We start from the raw sequence: 22094 nt of genomic DNA on the forward strand, positions 1-22094 counted from the left end.
TGCCAATCCGGCCAGACAACTGTTTTTCGTGGTTTCAAAGCTTTAACGCAAAAGTACCGTCGTCTGACAGTACAAACCCTGAATAAATCACCAACAAATGTGTATCAATCGTCGACGGCGTCGAGAAACTCGTCTGCCACGGGCATCTCGCCCATGCGTGACGGAACATTCAAACCAAAGTGCAGGTAGGCATGCCGAGTCACCACCCTGCCCCGTGGCGTGCGCATGATATAGCCCTGCTGGATCAGATACGGTTCGAGCACGTCTTCAATGGTGTGGCGTTCCTCACTGATCGCCGCCGCCAGACTGTCGATACCGACCGGGCCGCCGTCGAACTTCTCGATCATGGTCAGCAGCAGTCGCCGGTCCTGGTGATCGAAACCGTGCTCGTCGACATCCAGCAGGTTCAGCGCCAGATCCGCCACCGCTTTGGTGATGTGACCCTTGGCGCGGACTTCGGCAAAGTCGCGCACCCGCCGCAGCAGACGGTTGGCAATTCGCGGTGTGCCACGGGCGCGACGGGCGATCTCGAACGAACCTTCCGGATCCAGCGGCAGACCGAGAATCGCCGCCGAACGACTGACGATGGTTGCCAGATCCGCCGTGCTGTAGAACTCCAGACGCTGGACGATACCGAAGCGATCTCGCAACGGATTGGTCAGCATGCCGGCGCGGGTGGTGGCGCCGACCAGAGTGAACGGCGGCAGATCCAGTTTGATCGAACGCGCCGCCGGCCCCTCGCCAATCATGATGTCGAGCTGGAAATCTTCCATCGCCGGATACAGCACTTCTTCAACGATCGGCGACAGACGATGGATTTCGTCGATGAACAACACGTCGTGCGGCTCAAGATTGGTCAGCAACGCGGCCAGATCACCCGGGCGTTCCAGCACTGGCCCGGAGGTGCTCTTGATCGACACACCCATTTCCTGGGCAATGATGTTGGCCAGCGTGGTCTTGCCCAGCCCCGGTGGGCCGAAGATCAGGGTGTGATCGAGGGATTCACTGCGGCCACGCGCAGCCTGGATGAACAGCTCCATCTGCTCGCGCACGGTCGGCTGGCCAATGTAGTCGGCCAGACTGACCGGGCGGATGGCCCGATCCTGGACTTCTTCGCGCTCGCGCGGGCTGTGCGCGGCGGCGATCAGACGATCAGCTTCAATCACTTAAATCATTCCCTTCAGAGCGCGGCGGATCAGGTCTTCGCTGCTCAGGTTCTTGTCTTTGATCGCGGAAATCGCCTTGCTCGCTTCCTGCGGCTTGTAGCCCAGCGAGATCAACGCGCTGACCGCATCGGTCTCGGCGCTGTTGACCGGCGCCGGGCCGTCCGGCTGATTCGGCACCAGCGCGAACATCGCCGGCGAGGTTTCCCAGGCCTTGAAGCGGTCTTTCAATTCCACCAGCAGACGCTCGGCGGTCTTCTTGCCAACCCCCGGGACCTTGGTCAACGCCGAAGTGTCCTGAGATTGCACGCAGCGCACCAACTCATCGACTTCCAGACTCGACATCAACGCCAGCGCCAGTTTCGGCCCGACGCCGTTGAGACGGATCAGCTCGCGAAAGAAGTCTCGCTCACGCTTGCCGGCAAAACCATAGAGCAATTGCGCATCTTCGCGTACGACCAAATGGGTGTGCAGGGTCAGCGGTTCACCGACCGACGGCAACCGATAAAGCGTGGTCATCGGCACTTCCACCTCATAGCCGAGGCCATTGACATCGAGAATCAGGTGCGGCGGCTGTTTCTCAGCCAGGGTGCCGCGCAAGCGTCCAATCACGTTTTGAATCCTTGAGCGCTGGCCAGCCGTGGGCTGGCGACGATTGAAGGTGGCTTGCACGCCGGCAACACAACACCGCAAAGCCACTTTCAGGAAAATTGATGCTGATGCTATCAGAGACGCAGGCGCCCGCCACGACTGCGTGCGGTTCCCAGCCCGTGCGGCAGCAGGCTGGAGCGCGTGTGCGCATGGCAAATGGCAATCGCGAGGGCGTCGGAGGCGTCGATCTGCGGCTTGCTGGTCAACTTGAGCATGTGCATGACCATCATCTGCACCTGTTCTTTATTGGCCGCACCGGTGCCGACGACAGCCTGTTTGACTTGCGTGGCGGTGTACTCGGCAATTTCCAGACACTCTTCGGCGCCGGCGACAATCGCAGCGCCCCGTGCCTGTCCGAGCTTCAGCGCCGAGTCGGCGTTTTTCGCCATGAACACTTTTTCAATACCCATGGTCACCGGGCCGTAGGTCTTGATGATTTCGCGCACGCCGCGATAGACGATTTGCAGACGTTCATGCAGCTCGCCGGAGCCGGTGCGAATGCAGCCCGAGGCCACATAGATGCAGCCGCCCCGCCCGGTATCGCGAACGATCCCGTAACCGGTAATGCGCGAACCGGGGTCGATACCAAGAATTAGAGTCATAACGCCTGCAGAAAATGATGCGAAAGCTGAGGGTACATGTAGGAGCTGCCGAAGGCTGCGATCTTTGTGTTTTTAAAAGATCAAAAGATCGCAGCCTTCGGCAGCTCCTACAGAGGAAGTGTAGAGCCAGCAAAAAACTGCAACCTTTCTATTTACATCAACCAAGCTGAGCGGCGACGTCTTCCGGGATATCCGCGTTGGAGTAGACGTTCTGCACGTCATCCAGGTCCTCAAGCATGTCGATCAACTTGAGCACCTTCTCCGCCCCTTCCAGATCAAGCTCGGCGCTGGTGGTCGGCTGCATGACGATTTCCGCATCATCGCCCTTGAACCCGGCCGCTTCCAGCGCGTTGCGCACCGCATAGAACCCGGTGAACGACGTAAACACGTCGATCGAACCGTCTTCGTGGGTGACCACGTCATCGGCATCGGCTTCCAGCGCCGCTTCGGTCAGTGCGTCTTCATCGACACCCGGGGCGAAGCTGATCTGGCCCTTGCGCTCGAACAGATAGGCCACCGAACCGTCGGTGCCGAGGTTGCCGCCACACTTGCTGAACGCATGGCGCACAGCTGCGGCGGTACGGTTACGGTTGTCGGTCATGCACTCGACCATCACCGCCACGCCGCCCGGGCCGTAACCTTCGTAGGTCAGTTCTTCAACGTTGTCCGCTTCAGTGGCACCGGCACCGCGCGCAACGGCGCGATCGATGATGTCGCGACTCATGTTGGCGCTCAACGCCTTGTCCAGAGCCAGACGCAGACGCGGGTTGGAACCTGGATCTCCGCCACCCTGACGGGCCGCAACGGTCAGTTCACGAATCCACTTGGTGAAGATCTTGCCCCTCTTGGCATCCTGACGTTCTTTGCGGTGCTTGATGTTTGCCCACTTGGAATGACCTGCCATAACTTGCTCCGAATGCTCTTGAAACCTTGCCCGCCCCGCCAAGGCAGCGGCCGGCAATTGAAAAATTCGACCTGAGAAAGAAAAAAGGCGCATCCGAAGATGCGCCTTCAGGCCCGTCTTACTCAGCCTTTGGCGTTTCGCGCAGGCGAATGTGCAGCTCGCGCAATGCCTTGGCATCCACTACGCCCGGAGCCTGCGTCATCACGTCGGCAGCACTCTGGGTTTTCGGGAAGGCGATCACTTCACGGATCGACTGGGCGCCGGTCATCAGCATCACCAGACGGTCCAGACCGAAAGCCAGACCACCGTGCGGCGGTGCACCGTACTTCAGCGCGTCGAGCAGGAAGCCGAACTTCTCTTCCTGTTCCGCTTCATTGATGCCCAGCAGGCGGAATACCGCTTGCTGCATTTCCTTGCGGTGGATACGGATCGAACCGCCGCCCAGCTCGGTGCCGTTCAACACCATGTCGTACGCACGGGACAGTGCGCCGGCCGGGTTGGCTTCGAGTTCCTGCGGGGTGCACTTCGGTGCGGTGAACGGGTGGTGCAGCGCCGAGAAGCTGCCGTCGTCGTTCTCTTCGAACATCGGGAAGTCGACGACCCACATTGGTGCCCACTCGCAGGTCAGCAGCTTGAGGTCGTGACCGAGCTTGATACGCAGCGCGCCCAGGGCTTCGCTGACGATCTTGGCCTTGTCGGCACCGAAGAACACGATGTCGCCATCGACTGCGCCAACGCGATCGAGGATCACGTTGAGTTTGTCTTCAGGGATGTTTTTCACGATCGGCGATTGCAGGCCTTCAACACCGGCAGCACGCTCGTTGACCTTGATGTACGCCAGGCCCTTGGCACCGTAGATGCCGACGAACTTGGTGTAGTCGTCGATCTGTTTGCGCGGCATGCTCGCCCCGCCTGGAACGCGCAGTGCGGCAATGCGGCACTTCGGATCGTTGGCCGGGCCGCTGAACACCTTGAAATCGACTTCGTTGAGCTGGTCGGCAACGTCGACCAGTTCCAGCGGAATACGCAGGTCCGGCTTGTCCGAACCGTAGCGGCGCATGGCTTCTTCAAAGGTCATGTGCGGGAATTCGCCGAACTCCAGATTCAGCACTTCCTTGAACAGGTTGCGGATCATCTGCTCGGTCAGGCCCATGATCTCTTTTTCATCGAGGAAGCTGGTCTCGATGTCGATCTGGGTGAATTCCGGCTGACGGTCGGCACGCAGGTCTTCGTCACGGAAGCACTTGGCGATCTGGTAGTAACGGTCGAAGCCGGCCACCATCAGCAGTTGCTTGAACAGCTGCGGCGATTGCGGCAGGGCGAAGAACGAACCGGCGTGGGTACGGCTCGGCACCAGATAGTCACGCGCGCCTTCCGGAGTGGCCCGGGTCAGGATCGGCGTTTCGACGTCGAGGAAGCCGTTCTCGTCGAGGAAGCGGCGGATGCTGGTGGTCATGCGCGAACGCAGACGCAGCTTCTCGGCCATTTCCGGACGACGCAGGTCGAGGAAGCGATAGCGCAGGCGGGTTTCCTCGCCAACGTCGGAGAACTCGTTGAGCGGGAACGGCGGGGTTTCCGACTCGTTCAGCACTTCCAGTTCATAACCGAGCACTTCGATCATGCCCGAAGCCATGTTGGCGTTGGTCGCGCCGGCCGGACGCAGACGCACCTTGCCGGTGATCTTCACGACGTATTCGCTGCGCACGCGATCGGCAGCGGCGAAGCTCTCGGCGCGATCCGGGTCGAACACCACCTGGGCCAGACCATCACGATCACGGATGTCGAGGAAAATCACCCCGCCGTGGTCGCGGCGACGGTGAACCCATCCGCAAAGGGTAATTTCCTGGCCTTCCAGGCTTTCGTTCAGTTGGCCGCAATAGTGGCTGCGCATCATGGTGTGGTTCGCTTCTCGTAATTCGAAATTCGGTGGAGATCCGGCCGCGATCAAGCAAGGCGGAAACTCACGCGTGTCGTTCGTTCAGGGTTGGAACCCTAGTCAGCTTTGTCGCCACCGGCCAGATTCTTCTTGGCTCCGGTCTTGAAGTCGGTCTCGTACCAACCGTTGCCGCTGAGGCGAAAACCCGGCATGGACAGCTGCTTCTTCAGTTCGGGCGCCTGGCAGGCAGGGCAATCGACCAACGGTGCGTCGCTGATCTTCTGAATGGCTTCCAACTGATGACCACAGGAAGCACATTGGTAATCGTACATTGGCATGGAGGTGTCTCGGCGATCAGATTGCTGCCGCGCGCAGGGCTTTGCGGCGAAAGCGCGGGATTATATCGATTAAATGCGGGCTGTGCAGCCGTAACGCTGCACAGCCCCCAACCTCGTTGCAACCGCCGTTTCAGCGCGAAACGGCGGGTGCGAGATCTTTGATCCCGTTCATGACACAAACCACCCGTACCAGCGCACTGAAATTCTTCACCCCGCCGTAACGCAGATGCACCTCGCGATCGACGTGGGATAACAGTGTGCTGACCGAACAATGATTGTCCTCGGCCATGCCGCCGAGAATATTCCAGTAGACCTGCTCCAGGCGCAGGCAGGTCGCAAAACCGTTGAGGCGAATCGATCGCGACAACGGCCGGATCAGATTCATGTCGAACTCGCTGACAAACGGGTCGACTTTAATTACGTGCCGCGAAGCCGACATCCTGTCGCTTCGCCTGTCTCCTTCTACCATAGCGTTGACACTCCTTTGCCATGATTGCTGATTTATAAGGCAACATCCTGCGCCTTCATAAAAACCCAGTGACAAAGTTAGCGCCATACGATTTGTTGACCAGCCTCGTAGGATAAGCCAACGACAACGGTAAGAGTCTGGAGAGCATGCGGACGACCTCACGCCGTCCGCAGCGGCCCGGTCATTCCTCGAGCAGCGCGCGCAGCATCCACGCAGTTTTCTCGTGCACTTGCATGCGCTGGGTCAGCAGGTCAGCGGTCGGCTCGTCGCTGACCTTGTCCAGCAGCGGGAAAATGCCGCGCGCGGTACGCGTCACCGCTTCCTGACCTTCGACCAATTGCTTGATCATGTCTTCGGCGCTCGGTACACCGACCTCTTCTTTAATAGAAGAAAGACGCGCGTAGGTCGCGTAGGCACCCGGCGCTGGGAAGCCCAACGCACGGATACGCTCGGCGATCGAATCGACGGCCAGCGCCAGCTCGTTGTATTGCTCTTCGAACATCAGGTGCAGCGTGCGGAACATCGGGCCGGTGACGTTCCAGTGAAAGTTATGGGTTTTCAGATACAGCACATAGGTGTCCGACAGCAGTCGCGACAGCCCTTCGACGATGGATTTGCGGTCTTCTTCACTGATACCGATATCAATTGCCATGCTTACCCCCTAACAGTGATTGAATTCATCCAGCAGGTTCAGCCCCACTTTAGCAAGGCACGCGCCCGCTCGCAGCTATCAATCCGTGATCTGACTGCGACAAATCGACCGTTTCTCTGCCGCTGGCCGGGCTGATTTGAGTAGCCGCAGGCTTTGCTGTTAAATAGGCAGTGTGTCGCCATGCCCTATTTTCCGGGGCGTTGCGCATAGGCTGATGCCGTGTACGTGTCCACCGCCTCTTATTTTGTCCTGAAGCGAACCGTGCGCCTTCAGCTCTTCCTTGTGAGCCGTCATAACGTGAGCCAATCAAAATGTTGAAAATCGTCCACCTGCTAATGGGCGCAGCAGCCTTGCTGCTGTCGTTCATACCCAGCCTGAAAGCCGAAGCCGTTCCTTACCTGCAACAGCCCGATGCACTTTACCTGGCCTTTTTCGGCCTGCTGAACCTGGTCATCGCTCCAGTGATTCCCTACTGGAACAAAGGCCCGCGCCAGCATCTGCAAAATCTGGTCAGCGCCCTTCTGGTACTGACTGTCGTCCTGCAAACTTTGACCCTGATCGCGCCGATGCCGGTCATCGCTGGCCAGCCGGCGGTGTTGTTCAGCCTGGTGATCGCCCTGGTTGCCGTGCTGCTGCATTTGGCTGTCAGCTTCTACAAATCGTCACCGGCCGCTGCGCCGACTACCTATGACATGAGCAATCGCGATACCGGCACCGTGAAGTGGTTCAACACTTCCAAGGGTTTCGGGTTTATCTCCCGGGATTCCGGCGATGATATTTTCGTGCACTTTCGCGCCATTCGTGGCGAAGGCCACCGTGTTCTGGTCGAAGGCCAGCGCGTCGAGTTCTCGGTGATGAACCGCGACAAGGGCCTGCAAGCCGAGGACGTGATCGCCGCTCTGCCGCGTCGCTGATCCAAAGCAAAAAAACCGCGAACAGCCTGGCTGTCCGCGGTTTTTTTATGCCTGCCGAATGGCTCAATAATGCGGCGGTGGCGCATCTTCTTCAAAAGCACCGAACTGCCCGACCATTTCTTCGTGACGCTTGATCAGCGCCTCCATCTGCAATTGCAGGCGCTCGATGACTCTCTGCTGGGCCACCAGCACATCGTTCAAAGCCTGAATGGTGTCATCCTGAAAGGCCAGACGGCTTTCCAGATCGGTAACGCGTTCTTCAAGGCTCATGACTCAGCCCTCCACAAAGGTGAATTCTTCGGTCAGCACCAGACGCAAGCGCTCGCGAATGGCTGCCACCTGTTCCGCGCTGTACGGCCTGGCCGGGTGCCTGCCCCAGACCGGCGCCGGCCAGGCGGCGTCATCGCGTTTACGCACAATGACATGCATGTGCAACTGACTGACAACGTTACCCAGGGTTGCCACGTTCAGCTTGTCGGCGTCGAACGAATCCTTGAGTAACTCGGCAAGGGTGTTGGTTTCCCGCCATAGCTGTTGCTGATCGGCGACATCCAACTGAAACAACTCGCTTATATCCTCGCGACGAGGTACCAGGATGAACCAAGGGTAATTGCTGTCGTTGGACAGCAACAGCCGGCACAACGGAAAGTCGCCGATGACCAGGGCGTCCTGTTGAAGTCGTGAATCCAAAGCAAACACTGTGAGCACTCCCGCTGACCCTATGACTCAGCTTAGCGGCGGCGCCGTGAAAGCAGCGCGCCAAGCGACAGAACGGCAGCATACCTGCGAATGCAGCGGGCTTCACGCTTCCCTCCGACAGTAATTCAGTAAGCGCGCCGACATAAGACATTTATCTCGCCGACGCACCAATACAGCCCCGGACATGAGCCTTGACGTGAAGATCCGCATGAAAACCCCTGATCTGTCGACCCTCGAATCGGGCGGCGCCAGTTTTACTCGGGCCCGATTGTGATTTTTTTGCACCAAAACTGCACAACACGTCTACGCTCAGTGGGTCGGGCATCCGCCAAATACTCAATGCGGGGTGAACCGGTAACGTTTTTGGTTGTCCTGCGCGTCTTTGGTGCGTTGCAACACCATTGGGGGATCGTCGTCAAGCCCGTAACAAAACAGCCCCGAGACCCCGTTTTCACAAGGTTTTCACATCTGAGAGCTGCACACAGAAAAATAACCGCAGCGTTTTTGCGGTTTGTGCACGCTTGTTGCATTCGTAAAGGTATGGACTATAAGCGCACCACTGGAAGTGGTCGCCGCAAGCCAATAAAAACAGTGGCAGGGTTGCCCGATGGAGATTCAAGTGTTTTGCCAGGGACTCTTTTTTAGCGATGCAAAAAGGCCCGGAAACAGCGATAAAGTTGTCAGCCCGGTTGCATCGGTACTGTGGATTTGCGACATCCAGCGCTCCTTCTGCGACAACGCCGTAAAGAAGCTGAAAGGTTGATTTCGCAAGTATCGCCAACAATGTCGGCGTGATATAAGTTTGCGCCGACACAAAAAGAAAGAGCCGCCCAGATAATAAAACAGGTGGGACGGCAGTACTCTTCTAAAAACCAAAGGAGCAAATCACGATGCGCGTGATGAAGTGGAGCATGATCGCCCTGGCTGTTGCAGCAGGCACCTCGCAGTTCGCAATGGCGTCTTCTCAGGATGAATCGAAAGGTTTTGTTGAAGACAGCAGCTTCAGCGTCAAGACTCGCATGCTGTATATGAACCGTGATTTCAAGAACGAAAACCTGAAAAGCAGCCCGTCGGGTGAGCGCCAGGGCTATCGTGAAGAAACCGGTATTGGCATGCATGCCATTTACGAGTCCGGCTTCACCCAAGGCACCATCGGTGTAGGTGTAGACGCTTTCGGTCTTGGCTCCATCAAGCTGGACACTGGACGCGGCCGCACTGGCAACGGTCTGTTCGCTCCCGATAGCGACGGCAGAGCTGAAGACACTCAGTCGAAAAGCGGTGGAGCAGTCAAGTTCCGTCTTTCCGACACTGTCCTGAAATACGGTAACCAGTTTGTCGCCAGCCCGGTTTTTTCCACCGACGACAGCCGCTTGCTGCCTGAGACCGCTACCGGCACCATGCTGGTATCCAAAGAGATCCCGGGCCTGGAACTGAGCGCAGGTCGCTTTACCGCGCTGAGCGCGCAAAGCCAGATGGGTCGTGACTCCATCGTTGAAGGTGGCCTGAAATCCGCTGACATCGCCGGTGCTACCTATCAGTTCACCGACAGTTTTGTCGCCGGTGTTGCAGCATCCGACGTGGAAGACCACTTCAAGAAGCAATACGTCAATCTGAACTACACCCTGCCGATCAACGACGAACAGTCGCTGAACTTCGATTTCAACGGGTACAAGAGCAAGAGCCAGGGTCAAGACCTGTCCGGCGACATCGACAACCGCATCTGGTCCCTTAGCGCTGCTTACAGCATCGGCGCGCACAAATTCACCCTCGCCCACCAGCGCTCCAGCGGTGACACCGGTTACGTGTACGGCGTGGACGGCGGCGGCACGATCTTCCTCGCCAACTCCGTGCAGTACTCTGACTTCAACGGTGCAGACGAGCGTTCATGGCAGGGCCGTTATGACCTGAACATGGCTACCTTCGGCGTACCTGGTCTGAGCTTCATGACCCGTTACATCAAAGGTGACAACATCAGCACCGGCGCTGAAGAGGGCAAAGAGCACGAACTGGACTTCGAATCCAAATACGTTATGCAAAACGGTCCAGCGAAAGACTTGTCTTTCCGCCTGCGTAGCGCCTGGTATCGCTCCAACACTTCTTACAACGGTGGTGATAACAACGACCTGCGTTTGATCGTTGAATATCCACTGAGCATCCTCTAATAAGGTTGCGAAGCTGACGTACTGTAGAGCTCTGCTCTAACAAAACCGCCCGCCTGAATCAGGTGGGCGGTTTTTTTATGGATGAATAACTAACCAAAAAGACAAACATTAGCTAGCTACTTATTAGCCAGCATAGTTTCATCGCGCCGATAAAAAACCCGAGAGTGCACACACTGCTCGGGTTTTATATTAGTTGCTGACTGCCAAGCCAACTTCCAAGACGATTACTGCGTGGCAGACTCCTGCACTACGCGTATAACCCGCTGCGGAAACGGAATATCAATCCCGGCAGCCTTCAAACGATCTCGCGCCTGTTCATTGAACATGAACATCACATCCCAATAGTCCGCAGTTTTAACCCATACGCGCAGGGAAACAGTGATCGAGCTGTCACCCAATGTCGAAATCACTGCCTGTGGCTCCGGGTCCTGCATGACGCGGGGATCCTTGGCCAGATCCATCAATACCTGACGGGCCTTCTGCAGATCCGCTTCGTAATCCACGCCCACATCGAACACGACTTTGCGGGTTGGCTGACGGTTGGTGTTGGTGATGATGCCGTTCGACAGGTTGCCGTTGGGCAGGATGATGGTCTTGTTGTCGCCGGTACGCAGCACGGTGTGGAAAATCTGGATGCTGTCGACAGTACCCGCTACACCTTGGGCTTCGATCCAGTCACCGATGCGGAACGGGCGGAACAGCAGAATCAGCACGCCGCCAGCGAAGTTCGCCAGGCTGCCCTGCAAGGCCAAGCCAATCGCCAGACCCGCAGCACCGATGGCCGCGACGAACGAGGTGGTTTCGACGCCGATCATCGACGCGACGCTGACAATCAGCAACACCTTGAGAATGATGTTGGCCAGGCTGCTGATAAAGCCTTGCAGCGCGAGGTCGGCATTGCGCAGAGCGAGCAGACCGCCGAGTTTCTGCGTGACCTTGTTGATCAGCCACCAGCCGATGGCCAGGGTAATCACTGCCAGCAGTACGCGGCTGCCGTATTCCATGATCATCGGGATCCACGCCTGGGACGCCTTGACCAGGTGGTCCACTTCCGCATTCAAATCCATGTTCTATCTCCTGATTTCCGGCTTCCCGGGGTGTATTCAAAACAACTGTGGGAGCGAGCCTGCTCGCGAATGCGGCGTGTCAGTCAACTTTTCGCTGAATGAAACACCGCATTCGCGAGCAGGCTCGCTCCCACATAGCCTTCAGACCAAGCTTAGTCGCGGAAGTTGTTGAACTGCAGCGGCATGCCGAATTCCTTGGCACGCAGGGCCGCGATGGCTTCCTGCAGGTCGTCGCGCTTCTTGCCGGTGACACGCACCTGCTCGCCCTGAATGGCAGCCTGGACCTTGAGCTTGGCTTCCTTGATGTGGCCGACGATTTTCTTTGCCAGCTCTTTGTCGATGCCTTCCTTGAGGATGGCGTCCTGCTTCATCAGTTTGCCCGAAGCGTAGGCGTCCTTGACCTCGAGGCACTGCACGTCGATCTTGCGCTTGGTCAGCGCCAGCTTGAGGATTTCGATCATCGCTTCGAGCTGGAAAGCGGCTTCGGCGGTGAGGCTGACGGTGAGGTCCTTTTCCTTGAACTCGAAGCTGCCCTTGCCTTTCAGGTCATAACGACGATCGAGTTCCTTCACGGCGTTCTCGACCGCGTTGGTGAGTTCGTGTTTGTCCAGTTCGGATACCACGTCGAACGACGGCATGTAATCTCTCCAATAAAAAGGCGCGCTCGATGTGCATAGAGCGCGCTTGGCTTGCGGTTAAAATCGGGCTCATTATAACGGGTCTTTTCCTACCGATACGGCGAGCCGCACATGCCTGCAAGCAATCGAGCAAAAAACTGATGTCGACCACCTGGCACGTACTCGGCGCCGGCAGTCTCGGCACACTCTGGGCTACACGTCTGGCTCGCGCCGGCTTGCCGGTGCGCCTGATCCTGCGCGATGCGGCGCGTTTGCAAAGCTATGCGGCGGTTGGCGGCTTGACCCTGGTAGAAAACGGACAAGCTCATACCTATGCAGTTCCCGGCGAAACCCCGGACAGCCCCGAGCCGATTCGCCGATTGCTGGTTGCGTGCAAGGCCTATGACGCCGAAGAGGCCGTCGCCCGCCTCGCTTCCCGCCTCGCGCCGGACGCCGAACTGATCCTCCTGCAAAACGGCCTCGGCAGTCAGGACGCCGTCGCCGCGGGGGTGCCACAGGCGCGCTGCATCAGCGCGTCCAGCACCGAGGGCGCGTTCCGCGATGGCGATTGGCGCGTAGTGTTCGCCGGTCACGGGTTCAACTGGCTGGGCGATGGCGCGAATCCGCTGGCGCCGGTCTGGCTGGACGATCTGCAAGCGGCGAACATTCCCCATGAATGGAGCGCTGACATCCTCACCCGCCTGTGGCGCAAACTGGCGCTGAACTGCGCGATCAACCCGCTGACCGTGCTGCACGATTGCCGCAACGGCGGGCTGAGCGAGCATCACTGCGAAGTCGCCACACTCTGCGCCGAACTGGCGGAACTGCTCCAACATTGCGGCCAGCCGGCTGCGGCGGACAATCTGCAAGCGGAAGTAGAACGGGTGATCCACGCCACCGCCGCCAATTACTCTTCGATGTATCAGGACGTCGCCAACCAGCGCCGCACCGAGATCAGCTATCTGTTGGGCCACGCCTGCAAAGTTGCCGAGCGCCATCAGTTGCATCTGCCGCATCTGCAGCAGTTGCAGCAACGTTTGGTGGCGCATCTGCGCAAGCGTGGATTGCCCAGTGACTGAGCAGCCGCTAGGCTGACCACTTGTTCCCCTGCTGCGATAAACCCGATGCCATTGCGCCAGCGCCTTGAAAACCTGCCGGTCGGCCAGAAACTGCTGGCCGCCCTGCTGGTGTTGTTGACCACGGTTCTGCTGGTCGCCAACCTGACCTTTATCAGCGCCGCCTATTACATTTCTCAGGAAAGCATGGCGCCACAAGCCTTGCAGACCATCGGCCGGTTGATTGCCAATCCGAGTCTGGTCAGTGATGCGCTGGAGTCGCCGCGCAGCGCCGAGCGCCTGCTCAAGGAACTCGACAGTTATTCACCGCTGCGCGCCGCCGCCCTGTATGACGGCAAGGGTGAACGCCTGGCGCAAGTGCAGCGCGGCGAAAAACTCAGCCTCCCCGAGCGCTACCGCCACGTCGAAGCCTGGCAACTCACCGAGTTTCGCAGCAACCAACTGATCACCCTGCCCCGCCCTGGTGCCGCGCCGGGACATCTGTTACTGGTCGCCAGCAGCGAGCTGCCGATGGCGTTCTACACCGGTACCCTGACCGCCAGCCTCGGCATCCTGATCTTCAGCGTACTGCTGTGGCTGGTGATTGCCCGGCAGATCAAACGTCTGATTACCCGGCCGATTCATCAGCTTGAGGAATTGTCCCGCCAGGTCACCCGCGAAGAGAACTACGCCCTGCGCGCTGCACGCGGCAACCATGACGAAATCGGCAGTCTGGCCGAGGCGTTCAACACCATGCTTTCGCGCATCGAAGCCCGCGAGCAGCAACTCAAACGCGCCCGCGACGACTCGCAGGCCGCCTACGATCAGGCGCAGGGGCTGGCCGAGGAAACCCGCCACACCAACCGCAAACTGGAACTGGAAGTCCAGGTGCGCAGCAAGATCGAAAAGAAGCTCACCGGCTTCCAGAATTACCTCAACAGCATCATCGACTCGATGCCCTCGGCGCTGATCGCCCTCGACGAGCAGCTCTACGTCACCCAGTGGAACCAGGAAGCCAGCGCGCTCTCCGGTACACGCCTGGATGAGGCTTTGAACCAACCGATCTTCCTCGCCTTCGAACCGCTCAAGCCGTTTTTGCCGCAGCTCAAGGCCACCGTCGAACAGCACACCGTGGCCAAAGTCGACCGGGTGACCTGGTTCAAGGACGATGAACCCAAACACTATGCACTGACGTTTTATCCGCTGATGGGCGGTGCCGGGCGTGGCGTGGTGATCCGTATCGATGACATCACCCAGCGTCTGTCGCTGGAAGAAATGATGGTGCAGTCGGAGAAGATGCTCTCGGTCGGTGGCCTTGCGGCCGGCATGGCCCATGAAATCAACAACCCGCTTGGCGCGATCCTGCACAACGTGCAGAACATTCGTCGGCGTCTGTCGGCGGATCTGCCGAAGAACATCGAAACTGCCGAACAACTGGGCATCGAACTGGACACGGTGAACCGCTACCTGCAAGGCCGCGAAGTCCCGCAATTGCTCGACGGCATTCAACAGGCTGGCGCCCGCGCGGCGAAAATCGTCACGCACATGCTCAGCTTCAGCCGCCGCAGCACCCGGCAAATGGCGCCGTGCGATCTGCCGGCGCTGATCGATCAAGCCGTTGAGATCGCCGGTAACGACTTCGATCTGGCCATCGGCTTCGACTTCAAGGGCCAGGCGATCATCCGCCAGTTCGACCCAGCCCTCGGTCCGGTGCCGGGCACCGCCAACGAGCTGGAACAGGTGCTGCTCAATCTGCTGAAAAACGCCGCGCAGGCGATTCATCAGCGTGAAGACGACAGCGAGCCGGGCCGGATCATTCTGCGCACCAGGCTCAATCCGCCGTGGGCCGAGATCCAGGTCGAAGACAACGGCATCGGCATGAGCGAGAACGTGCGCAAGCGTACCTTCGAGCCGTTCTTCACCACCAAGGAAATCGGCCAAGGCACCGGCCTGGGCCTGTCGGTGTCGTACTTCATCATCACCAACAATCACAAGGGCCAGATGGAAGTGCAGTCGGCGCCCGGCCAGGGCACTTGCTTCACCCTGCGTCTGCCGCTGGCGCAACCGGCGCCGCTGACCACCGAAACCAATCCACTACCGAGGTAACCCATGGGCTTCCGCCTGTCGAAGATCTACACCCGCACCGGCGACAAAGGCGAAACCGGCCTCGGTGACGGCCGCCGCGTTCCCAAGGATCACCCGCGTATCGAGGCGATCGGCGAGGTCGATACGCTGAACAGTCAGGTCGGCGTGCTGCTCGCCGGTTTGCTCGCCGAGCGCGCAGTGCATCCAGGGCTGAATGAAATCATCGACGTGTTGGCGCCGTGTCAGCATCGCCTGTTCGACCTCGGCGGTGAACTGGCGATGCCGGAATATCAGGCGTTGAACGAGGCTGAAATCGAGCGGCTGGAAGCGGCGATCGATGTGTGGAATGAAGAGCTGGGGCCGCTGGAAAACTTTATCTTGCCGGGTGGTTCAATGTTGATTGCGCAGGCGCATGTCTGCCGCAGTCTGGCGCGCGGTGCCGAGCGGCGGTGTCAGCATTTGAACTCGGTTGAGCCATTGGCCGGGGTTGGCCTGGCGTATATCAATCGATTGTCGGATTTGCTGTTTGTTGTGGCGCGGTTGATTGCGCGGCGGCAGGGGGTGGCGGAGATTTTGTGGCAGCCGGCGGCGAAACCTGAAGGAAAGTAGCGCCTGTCAGGGCGCCTTCGCGAGCAGGCTCGCTCCCACATTTGCCTGCATTCTGACTGGAGAAATGCAATCCACTGTGGGAGCGAGCCTGCTCGCGAAGAGGCCGCTAGCCTCAATCGAGAATCAAGCTTCTGGCCAGAACGCCCGAATCCCCGCCACACCCTGAGCCCCAACACCCCAGGCTTTCTCGCACTCCGCCGGCCCTACTCCACCGAGCAGAAACACCGGTTTGCTGAAACCCTCAATCAGTGCCGCAGCCTGTTCCCAACCCAATGGCTGTGCATCCGGGTGCGTCAAAGTCGGCTGCACCGGCGACAGGGTGACGAAGTCGACGCCCATCTGCGCGGCCAGTGCCAGCTCTTCAGCGTTATGGCACGACGCTGCGAGCCAGCGCTCCGCTGGCAACGGACGTCCTGCCGCTGCGTATTTACGCAGTTGGGCCGCGGTGATGTGCCAACCGGCAGACGGGAAATCGCCGAGCCATTCGAAGGGCCCTTTGATCATCAACTGTGCCTTGCCCGCACACAGGCCCACCGCATCCACCGCCAGATCACGGTATTTCGGGTCGTAGCCGTTGGGTGCGCGCAGCTGGATCAATTTGATGCCGCCGGCGATCGCCTTCTGGATGCCGCGCAACAAGGCCGGGCCTTCCAGATCTTCCGGAGTGATCAAGTATTCGGCAGGCAAGCGCGCTGCCGCGACGATTGGCTGGTTGGCTGCCGGAAACTCATAGTCGATCAATTCCCTGGCAGTGACCCAAGCCAGTGGCTGACCTTCCGCGCCGTGGGGCTCGCCGCTGAACGCCGAGACTTCCCAGACATCCAGCAAGACCTGTTTGTCCGGGTAATCGTGGCGAACCTTGATCAGCGGCCGCGCAGCATCAACGATGATGCCCAGCTCTTCGTGCAGCTCGCGAGCCAGTGCCGATTCGACAGACTCGTCAGCCTCGACCTTTCCACCGGGAAACTCCCACAAGCCGCCCTGATGCTGGGTGTCGGCACGGCGGGCGATAAGAATTTTGCCGGCGCCGTCACGGATGACGGCAGCGGCGACGTGGACGCGTTTCACGGGTTCAATTCCTCCAGTCCAGCCTTTTGCCACGCTTTGAAGGCGGGCCATTGGTAGACGGTTTCAACGTAAGCTTCGTCGACCGCTGGCAGCTTCACCTGATAGGTGCGCAAGCGCACGGCGATCGGCGCGAAGAAGGCATCGGCGAGACTGACACGACCGAACAGGTACGGCCCCTCTTCCGTGGCTGCCGCGCGGCATTCAGCCCATAGCGCGAGCATGCGTTCGATATCGACCTTCACTTCTGGCGGCACCGGGTTCAGCGGTGCGTCCTGGCTGAGGTTGAACGGCATGTGGTTACGCATGGCGAAGAAGCCGCTGTGCATTTGTGCGCAGGCCGAGCGGGCCTGGGCGCGAGCGAAGGTATCGCTCGGCCAGAGTTGCTCGGACGGAAACTGTTCGGCGAGGTACTCAGCAATGGCCAGCGAATCGGCGATGGTGCCACGGGTGGTTTGCAGCAGCGGCACCTTGCCGGTCGGCGAATGCTTGAGCAGTTGCGCGCGGGTGTCGGGCTTGCCGAGCTTGATCAGCTCTTCGCTGTAGGGTGCGCCGGTCAGGTCCAGCGCCAGTGCCGCACGCAGGGACCAGGAGGAAAGCAGTTTGTCGCCGATGATCAGGTGCAGGGACATGGTGTGGCGCCTTTTCGTCAGGGAAACAATCCAGAATGTCTGGCGTCTGGTCGTCCGTCATCGCGGGCAAGCCCGCTCCCACAGGTTTTGGTGGTGTACACGGCATTTGTGAACGACCGCAATCACTGTGGGAGCGGGCTTGCCCGCGAAGAGGCCGGCAGCCCACTCCCACACCTTGAATCAAGTACGGTATTCAGCGTTGATCTTCACGTACTCATGCGACAGGTCGGTGGTCCAGATGGTTTCGCTGCAATCGCCGCGCCCCAGTTCGATGCGAATGGTGATTTCTTCCTGCTGCATCACCGCCGAGCCCTGTGCTTCAGTGTAGGTCGCGGCGCGGGCGCCACGGCTGGCGATGCACACGTCGCCGAGGAACACGTCGATCTTGCTCACGTCCAGATCCGGCACGCCGGCACGACCCACGGCAGCGAGGATACGGCCCCAGTTCGGGTCAGAGGCGAACAGCGCGGTCTTGATCAGCGGCGAGTGGGCCACGGTGTAACCGACGTCCAGGCATTCCTGGTGGTTGCCGCCGCCGTTCACTTCAACGGTGACGAACTTGGTCGCGCCTTCGCCGTCACGCACGATGGCCTGGGCGACGTCCATGCACACTTCGAATACCGCCTGTTTCAGCTTGGCGAACAGCTCGCCTTCAGCGCGGGTGATCTCAGGCAGCGCGGCCTTGCCAGTGGCGATCAGCATGCAGCAATCGTTGGTCGAGGTGTCGCCGTCGATGGTGATGCGGTTGAACGACTTGTTGGCGCCGTCGAGCATCAGGTTGTGCAGCACCTCGCGGGAGACTTTGGCGTCGGTGGCGATGTAACCCAGCATGGTCGCCATGTTCGGGCGAATCATGCCGGCGCCTTTGCTGATGCCGGTGACAGTGATGGTCACGCCGTCATGCTCGAACTGGCGGCTGGCGCCCTTGGGCAGGGTGTCGGTGGTCATGATGCCAGTGGCGGCGGCTTCCCAGTTGTTCTCCGACAGGTCGTCCAGCGCGGCTTGCAGTGCGCCTTCGATTTTTTCGACCGGCAGCGGCTCGCCGATCACACCGGTGGAGTACGGCAGAATCTGGCTGGCATCGACGCCGGTCAGCTCGGCCAATTTAGCGGTGGTGCGCTCGGCAGCCGCCAAGCCAGGCTCGCCGGTGCCGGCGTTGGCATTGCCGGTGTTGGTCAGCAAGTACCGCACGGCATTGTGCACGCGCTTTTTCGCCAGGATCACCGGCGCGGCGCAGAACGCGTTCAGGGTGAACACGCCAGCCACGGTCGAACCTTCAGCACAGCGCATCACCACTACATCCTTGCGCCCCGGGCGCTTGATGCCGGCCGAGGCGATACCGAGTTCAAAACCGGCAACCGGGTGCAACGTTGGCAAAGGACCAAGACCAACAGCCATGAATGCGCTCCTTACTCAATGATGTCAGCACCGTCACGGAAAAGGACGGTGGGATAAATGGCAAAACGCCGCGACGGCAGGAGCCGGTCGCGGCGCGGGGTGTTCAGCGATTGAAACGGGTTTTACTGGATCTGCCCGTGGCAATGCTTGTATTTCTTGCCCGAACCGCAGTAGCACAGTTCGTTGCGGCCCAGCTTCTGCTCGTTGCGCACCGGGGCAGCGGCGGTGGCCAGTGCCACATCGACCTCTTCACCCAACGCTTCCGGCTGATCCAGCCCAGGCGCTTCGGCATGTTCGAACTGCATGCGCGCCGCCAGTGCTTCGGCTTCCTGACGCAGGCGTTGCTCTTCGGCTTCCGGATCTTCGCGGCGAACCTGAACGTGCGAGAGCACGCGGATCGAGTCGCGCTTGATCGAATCGAGCAGCTCGGAGAACAGCGTGAACGACTCGCGCTTGTATTCCTGCTTCGGGTTCTTCTGCGCATAGCCACGCAGGTGAATGCCGTGACGCAGGTGATCCATGGTCGACAGGTGGTCTTTCCACAGGTCGTCGAGTACGCGCAGGACGATCTGCTTCTCGAACGAGCGCAGCGCCTCGGCACCGGCCTGATCTTCTTTCTCGTTGTAAGCCGCCATCAGCTCGGTCATGAGCTTCTCGCGCAGGGTTTCTTCGTACAGGTGATCGTCTTCGTCGAGCCATTGCTGGATCGGCAGTTTCACGCCGAAATCGCTTTCGATCGACGCTTCCAGACCGGCGACGTCCCACTGCTCTGGCAGCGATTGCGGCGGAATGTGGGCGCTGACGGTAGCGTTGAGCACGTCCTGACGGAAGTCGGCGATGGTTTCGCCGATGTTGTCAGCGGCCAGCAACGTGTTACGCATGTGATAGATCACTTTACGCTGCTCGTTGTTGACGTCGTCGAACTCGAGCAGTTGCTTGCGGATGTCGAAGTTGCGGCCTTCAACCTTGCGCTGCGCCTTCTCGATTGCGTTGGTCACCATGCGGTGTTCGATCGCTTCGCCCGGCTGCATGCCCAGAGCCTTCATGAAGTTCTTCACCCGGTCAGAGGCGAAAATGCGCATCAGGCTGTCTTCCAGCGACAGGTAGAAGCGGCTCGAACCGGCATCGCCCTGACGGCCGGCACGGCCACGCAGCTGGTTGTCGATACGGCGCGATTCATGCCGCTCGGAAGCGATCACCTGCAAGCCGCCGGACTCCAGCACTTGCTGGTGACGCTTCTGCCAGTCGGCCTTGATCTGGGCGATCTGCTCAGGGGTCGGGTTCTCCAGCGAAGCGACTTCCACTTCCCAGTTGCCGCCCAACAGGATGTCGGTACCACGACCGGCCATGTTGGTGGCGATGGTCAGCGCACCCGGACGACCGGCCTGCGCGATGATTTCAGCTTCTTTTTCGTGGAACTTGGCGTTGAGAACCTTGTGTTCGATGCCTTCTTTGACGAGCAATTCGGACATGTGCTCGGAGGTCTCGATGGTCGCGGTACCCACCAGCACCGGACGACCGGCGGCCATGCTTTCCTTGATGTCGGCCACGATCGCCGCGTATTTCTCTTCGGCGGTGAGGAACACCAGGTCGTTGTAGTCTTTACGCGCCAACGGCTTGTTCGGCGGGATGACCATGACTTCCAGACCATAGATCTGGTGGAATTCGAACGCTTCGGTGTCGGCGGTACCGGTCATGCCGGACAGCTTGGTGTACAGACGGAAGTAGTTCTGGAAGGTGGTCGAGGCCAGGGTCTGGCTCTCGGCCTGAATGTTCAGACCTTCCTTGGCTTCGATAGCCTGGTGCAGGCCTTCGGACAGACGACGACCCGGCATGGTACGACCGGTGTGTTCGTCGACCAGCACGACCTGACCGTCCTGGACGATGTATTCGATGTTGCGGTTGAACAGCTTGTGCGCACGCAGACCGGCATAGACGTGGGTCAGCAGGCCAAGGTTGTGCGCCGAGTACAGGCTCTCGCCTTCGGCCAGCAGGCCGACGCGGGTGAGCATTTCTTCGATGAACTGGTGACCAGCTTCGTTGAGTTCGACCTGACGGGTCTTTTCGTCAACGGTGTAGTGGCCGGCCTTGGTGACCTGGCCTTCGACTTCCTCGACGTGCAATTCCAGCTGCGGGATCAGTTTGTTGATCTCCATGTACAGCTTGGAGCTGTCCTCGGCCTGACCGGAAATGATCAGCGGAGTACGCGCTTCGTCGATGAGGATGGAGTCGACTTCGTCGATCACGGCAAAATTGAGTTCGCGCTGGAATTTTTCATCCATGCTGAACGCCATGTTGTCGCGCAGGTAGTCGAAACCGAATTCGTTGTTGGTGCCGTAGGTGATGTCGGCGGCGTAGGCGGCGCGCTTCTCTTCCGGCGGCTGGAACGGCGTCACGACGCCGACGGTCAGGCCGAGGAACTCATACAGCGGGCGCATCCAGTTGGCGTCACGGCGGGCCAGGTAGTCGTTCACGGTCACAACGTGCACGCCCTTGCCGGACAGTGCGTTGAGGTAAACACCCAGGGTGGCCACGAGGGTCTTGCCCTCACCGGTGCGCATTTCGGCAATCTTGCCTTCGTGCAGAGTCATGCCGCCGACGAGTTGCACGTCGAAGTGGCGCATGCCCATCACACGCTTGCCGGCCTCGCGGGCGACGGCGAAGGCTTCCGGCAACAGCTTGTCGAGGGTTTCCCCTTTGGCGATACGGGCCTTGAACTCGGCGGTCTTGGCGCGCAATTGATCGTCCGAAAGGGCCACCATTTGCTCTTCGAAGGCATTGACGAGCTGCACCGTCTTGAGCATGCGTTTGACTTCACGCTCGTTCTTGCTTCCAAAAAGTTTCTTTAACAAAGGCGCAAACATATCGGCAGGATCTTCCACACTAAAGGGATGGAGGGCGGCCCCGTGAGTCGCCCGTGCAGCCCTCATGGCCGCATGCGAACGAGCATTCTACCCGGAAACGGTGGTGAGGAAAGTGGCGATGTTCCACGATGCTGGCACTGCGCTTTGACGGGGCTCACTTAAAATAGGGGCGTTTTGCTCAACTTCAACCCGTCGGGGGAAAGAAGTCAGGCGTTGATTTAATGAGCAAATCAGGGACAAAAGCAATGGCCCAGAGGTTCCGCAGCTTTCTG

General features: G+C 59.5%; 22 protein-coding genes. 5 read left to right on the top strand and 17 right to left on the bottom strand.

From position 1 onward, the window contains the following. Positions 1–104 precede the first annotated feature (104 nt). From ruvB to HU724_RS22025, 8 genes are all read right to left on the bottom strand, one after another. Positions 105–1166 (bottom strand): Holliday junction branch migration DNA helicase RuvB, encoded by a 1062-nt coding sequence (gene ruvB / locus HU724_RS21990; RefSeq protein ID WP_024014087.1) that lies wholly within the window; start codon positions 1164–1166, stop codon positions 105–107. Beyond that, positions 1167–1775 carry a Holliday junction branch migration protein RuvA gene (gene ruvA, locus HU724_RS21995; RefSeq protein ID WP_024014088.1) on the bottom strand — a complete coding sequence of 203 codons (609 nt, stop codon included), beginning with the start codon at positions 1773–1775 and terminating at the stop codon, positions 1167–1169. 113 nt (positions 1776–1888) lie between these two features. Further along, the gene (gene ruvC, locus HU724_RS22000) at positions 1889–2416 is read right to left on the bottom strand and encodes a crossover junction endodeoxyribonuclease RuvC (protein WP_016773501.1); all 528 of its coding nucleotides are present in this window, start codon (positions 2414–2416) and stop codon (positions 1889–1891) included. Positions 2417–2573: 157 nt separating this feature from the next. Next, complete coding sequence (locus tag HU724_RS22005; RefSeq protein ID WP_024014089.1) at positions 2574–3320, bottom strand: YebC/PmpR family DNA-binding transcriptional regulator; 747 nt, start codon at positions 3318–3320, stop codon at positions 2574–2576. Positions 3321–3438: 118 nt separating this feature from the next. Next, positions 3439–5214, bottom strand: coding sequence for an aspartate--tRNA ligase (gene aspS / locus HU724_RS22010; RefSeq protein WP_122752202.1), 1776 nt, complete (start codon positions 5212–5214; stop codon positions 3439–3441). Between the two features lie 98 nt (positions 5215–5312). Continuing rightward, positions 5313–5534 (bottom strand): FmdB family zinc ribbon protein, encoded by a 222-nt coding sequence (locus HU724_RS22015; RefSeq protein ID WP_016773499.1) that lies wholly within the window; start codon positions 5532–5534, stop codon positions 5313–5315. A gap of 130 nt (positions 5535–5664) precedes the next feature. Further along, positions 5665–6003 (bottom strand): ribbon-helix-helix domain-containing protein, encoded by a 339-nt coding sequence (locus HU724_RS22020; protein WP_038861040.1) that lies wholly within the window; start codon positions 6001–6003, stop codon positions 5665–5667. Positions 6004–6184: 181 nt separating this feature from the next. Beyond that, positions 6185–6655 (bottom strand): Dps family protein, encoded by a 471-nt coding sequence (locus tag HU724_RS22025; protein ID WP_016773497.1) that lies wholly within the window; start codon positions 6653–6655, stop codon positions 6185–6187. A 311-nt stretch (positions 6656–6966) separates the two neighbouring features. Between HU724_RS22025 and HU724_RS27785 the strand changes: the two genes are divergently transcribed. Next, the gene (locus tag HU724_RS27785) at positions 6967–7569 is read left to right on the top strand and encodes a cold-shock protein (RefSeq protein ID WP_016773496.1); all 603 of its coding nucleotides are present in this window, start codon (positions 6967–6969) and stop codon (positions 7567–7569) included. A 63-nt stretch (positions 7570–7632) separates the two neighbouring features. On the opposite strand, the gene HU724_RS22035 is transcribed toward HU724_RS27785, so the two are convergent. From HU724_RS22035 to HU724_RS22045, 3 genes are all read right to left on the bottom strand, one after another. Beyond that, positions 7633–7839 carry a SlyX family protein gene (locus HU724_RS22035; protein WP_016773495.1) on the bottom strand — a complete coding sequence of 69 codons (207 nt, stop codon included), beginning with the start codon at positions 7837–7839 and terminating at the stop codon, positions 7633–7635. Between the two features lie 3 nt (positions 7840–7842). Next, positions 7843–8268 (bottom strand): HIT family protein, encoded by a 426-nt coding sequence (locus HU724_RS22040; RefSeq protein WP_186567657.1) that lies wholly within the window; start codon positions 8266–8268, stop codon positions 7843–7845. A 451-nt stretch (positions 8269–8719) separates the two neighbouring features. Beyond that, entirely contained in the window at positions 8720–9082 is a 363-nt protein-coding gene (locus HU724_RS22045; protein ID WP_186567656.1) for a hypothetical protein, read from the bottom strand. A 76-nt stretch (positions 9083–9158) separates the two neighbouring features. On the opposite strand from HU724_RS22045, the gene HU724_RS22050 reads away from it, so the two are divergent. Next, a complete protein-coding gene (locus tag HU724_RS22050; protein WP_071173364.1) occupies positions 9159–10430 on the top strand; it encodes an OprD family porin in 1272 nt (423 codons plus the stop codon). A gap of 224 nt (positions 10431–10654) precedes the next feature. Here HU724_RS22050 and HU724_RS22055 read toward each other — a convergent pair whose 3' ends face one another. Together HU724_RS22055 and HU724_RS22060 are read right to left on the bottom strand one after the other, a co-directional pair. After that, positions 10655–11497 carry a mechanosensitive ion channel family protein gene (locus tag HU724_RS22055; protein WP_186567655.1) on the bottom strand — a complete coding sequence of 281 codons (843 nt, stop codon included), beginning with the start codon at positions 11495–11497 and terminating at the stop codon, positions 10655–10657. A gap of 152 nt (positions 11498–11649) precedes the next feature. Next, positions 11650–12135 carry a YajQ family cyclic di-GMP-binding protein gene (locus HU724_RS22060; protein WP_016773491.1) on the bottom strand — a complete coding sequence of 162 codons (486 nt, stop codon included), beginning with the start codon at positions 12133–12135 and terminating at the stop codon, positions 11650–11652. Between the two features lie 140 nt (positions 12136–12275). Between HU724_RS22060 and HU724_RS22065 the strand changes: the two genes are divergently transcribed. The 3 genes from HU724_RS22065 to HU724_RS22075 are packed head-to-tail and all read left to right on the top strand — an operon-like array spanning position 12276 to position 15863. Further along, entirely contained in the window at positions 12276–13193 is a 918-nt protein-coding gene (locus HU724_RS22065; protein ID WP_186567654.1) for a putative 2-dehydropantoate 2-reductase, read from the top strand. Between the two features lie 45 nt (positions 13194–13238). Then, complete coding sequence (locus HU724_RS22070) at positions 13239–15275, top strand: sensor histidine kinase (protein WP_016773489.1); 2037 nt, start codon at positions 13239–13241, stop codon at positions 15273–15275. 3 nt (positions 15276–15278) lie between these two features. Continuing rightward, the gene (locus HU724_RS22075; protein WP_186567653.1) at positions 15279–15863 is read left to right on the top strand and encodes a cob(I)yrinic acid a,c-diamide adenosyltransferase; all 585 of its coding nucleotides are present in this window, start codon (positions 15279–15281) and stop codon (positions 15861–15863) included. A gap of 123 nt (positions 15864–15986) precedes the next feature. Here the strand turns inward: HU724_RS22075 and HU724_RS22080 are convergent, their stop codons facing one another. The 4 genes from HU724_RS22080 to secA form a co-directional block, all read right to left on the bottom strand. Further along, positions 15987–16931: a Nudix family hydrolase gene (locus tag HU724_RS22080; RefSeq protein ID WP_186567652.1), complete on the bottom strand. Its 945-nt coding sequence runs from the start codon at positions 16929–16931 to the stop codon at positions 15987–15989. Next, positions 16928–17560, bottom strand: coding sequence for a glutathione S-transferase family protein (locus HU724_RS22085; protein WP_186567651.1), 633 nt, complete (start codon positions 17558–17560; stop codon positions 16928–16930). Before HU724_RS22085 ends, HU724_RS22080 begins: the two co-directional genes overlap by 4 nt. Before the next feature lie 180 nt (positions 17561–17740). After that, positions 17741–18958 (bottom strand): bifunctional glutamate N-acetyltransferase/amino-acid acetyltransferase ArgJ, encoded by a 1218-nt coding sequence (argJ, locus tag HU724_RS22090; RefSeq protein ID WP_041479803.1) that lies wholly within the window; start codon positions 18956–18958, stop codon positions 17741–17743. A gap of 122 nt (positions 18959–19080) precedes the next feature. Further along, entirely contained in the window at positions 19081–21822 is a 2742-nt protein-coding gene (gene secA / locus HU724_RS22095; RefSeq protein ID WP_038861039.1) for a preprotein translocase subunit SecA, read from the bottom strand. Positions 21823–22094: the final 272 nt, after the last annotated feature.

Source organism: Pseudomonas iranensis, assembly GCF_014268585.2.
Lineage (GTDB): Bacteria > Pseudomonadota > Gammaproteobacteria > Pseudomonadales > Pseudomonadaceae > Aquipseudomonas > Aquipseudomonas iranensis.

Excerpts from the sequence above, each read along its gene's own strand:
- HU724_RS22060 (WP_016773491.1), bottom strand. The coding sequence starts at position 12,135 with ATGCCGTCGTTCGACGTGGTATCCGAACTGGACAAACACGAACTCACC.
- HU724_RS22020 (WP_038861040.1), bottom strand. The coding sequence starts at position 6,003 with ATGGTAGAAGGAGACAGGCGAAGCGACAGGATGTCGGCTTCGCGGCAC.
- HU724_RS27785 (WP_016773496.1), top strand. The coding sequence starts at position 6,967 with ATGTTGAAAATCGTCCACCTGCTAATGGGCGCAGCAGCCTTGCTGCTG.
- secA (WP_038861039.1), bottom strand. The coding sequence starts at position 21,822 with ATGTTTGCGCCTTTGTTAAAGAAACTTTTTGGAAGCAAGAACGAGCGT.
- HU724_RS22025 (WP_016773497.1), bottom strand. The coding sequence starts at position 6,655 with ATGGCAATTGATATCGGTATCAGTGAAGAAGACCGCAAATCCATCGTC.
- HU724_RS22085 (WP_186567651.1), bottom strand. The coding sequence starts at position 17,560 with ATGTCCCTGCACCTGATCATCGGCGACAAACTGCTTTCCTCCTGGTCC.
- HU724_RS22065 (WP_186567654.1), top strand. The coding sequence starts at position 12,276 with ATGTCGACCACCTGGCACGTACTCGGCGCCGGCAGTCTCGGCACACTC.
- ruvC (WP_016773501.1), bottom strand. The coding sequence starts at position 2,416 with ATGACTCTAATTCTTGGTATCGACCCCGGTTCGCGCATTACCGGTTAC.
- HU724_RS22075 (WP_186567653.1), top strand. The coding sequence starts at position 15,279 with ATGGGCTTCCGCCTGTCGAAGATCTACACCCGCACCGGCGACAAAGGC.
- aspS (WP_122752202.1), bottom strand. The coding sequence starts at position 5,214 with ATGATGCGCAGCCACTATTGCGGCCAACTGAACGAAAGCCTGGAAGGC.
- HU724_RS22035 (WP_016773495.1), bottom strand. The coding sequence starts at position 7,839 with ATGAGCCTTGAAGAACGCGTTACCGATCTGGAAAGCCGTCTGGCCTTT.
- HU724_RS22050 (WP_071173364.1), top strand. The coding sequence starts at position 9,159 with ATGCGCGTGATGAAGTGGAGCATGATCGCCCTGGCTGTTGCAGCAGGC.
- HU724_RS22055 (WP_186567655.1), bottom strand. The coding sequence starts at position 11,497 with ATGGATTTGAATGCGGAAGTGGACCACCTGGTCAAGGCGTCCCAGGCG.
- HU724_RS22015 (WP_016773499.1), bottom strand. The coding sequence starts at position 5,534 with ATGCCAATGTACGATTACCAATGTGCTTCCTGTGGTCATCAGTTGGAA.
- HU724_RS22005 (WP_024014089.1), bottom strand. The coding sequence starts at position 3,320 with ATGGCAGGTCATTCCAAGTGGGCAAACATCAAGCACCGCAAAGAACGT.
- argJ (WP_041479803.1), bottom strand. The coding sequence starts at position 18,958 with ATGGCTGTTGGTCTTGGTCCTTTGCCAACGTTGCACCCGGTTGCCGGT.
- HU724_RS22070 (WP_016773489.1), top strand. The coding sequence starts at position 13,239 with ATGCCATTGCGCCAGCGCCTTGAAAACCTGCCGGTCGGCCAGAAACTG.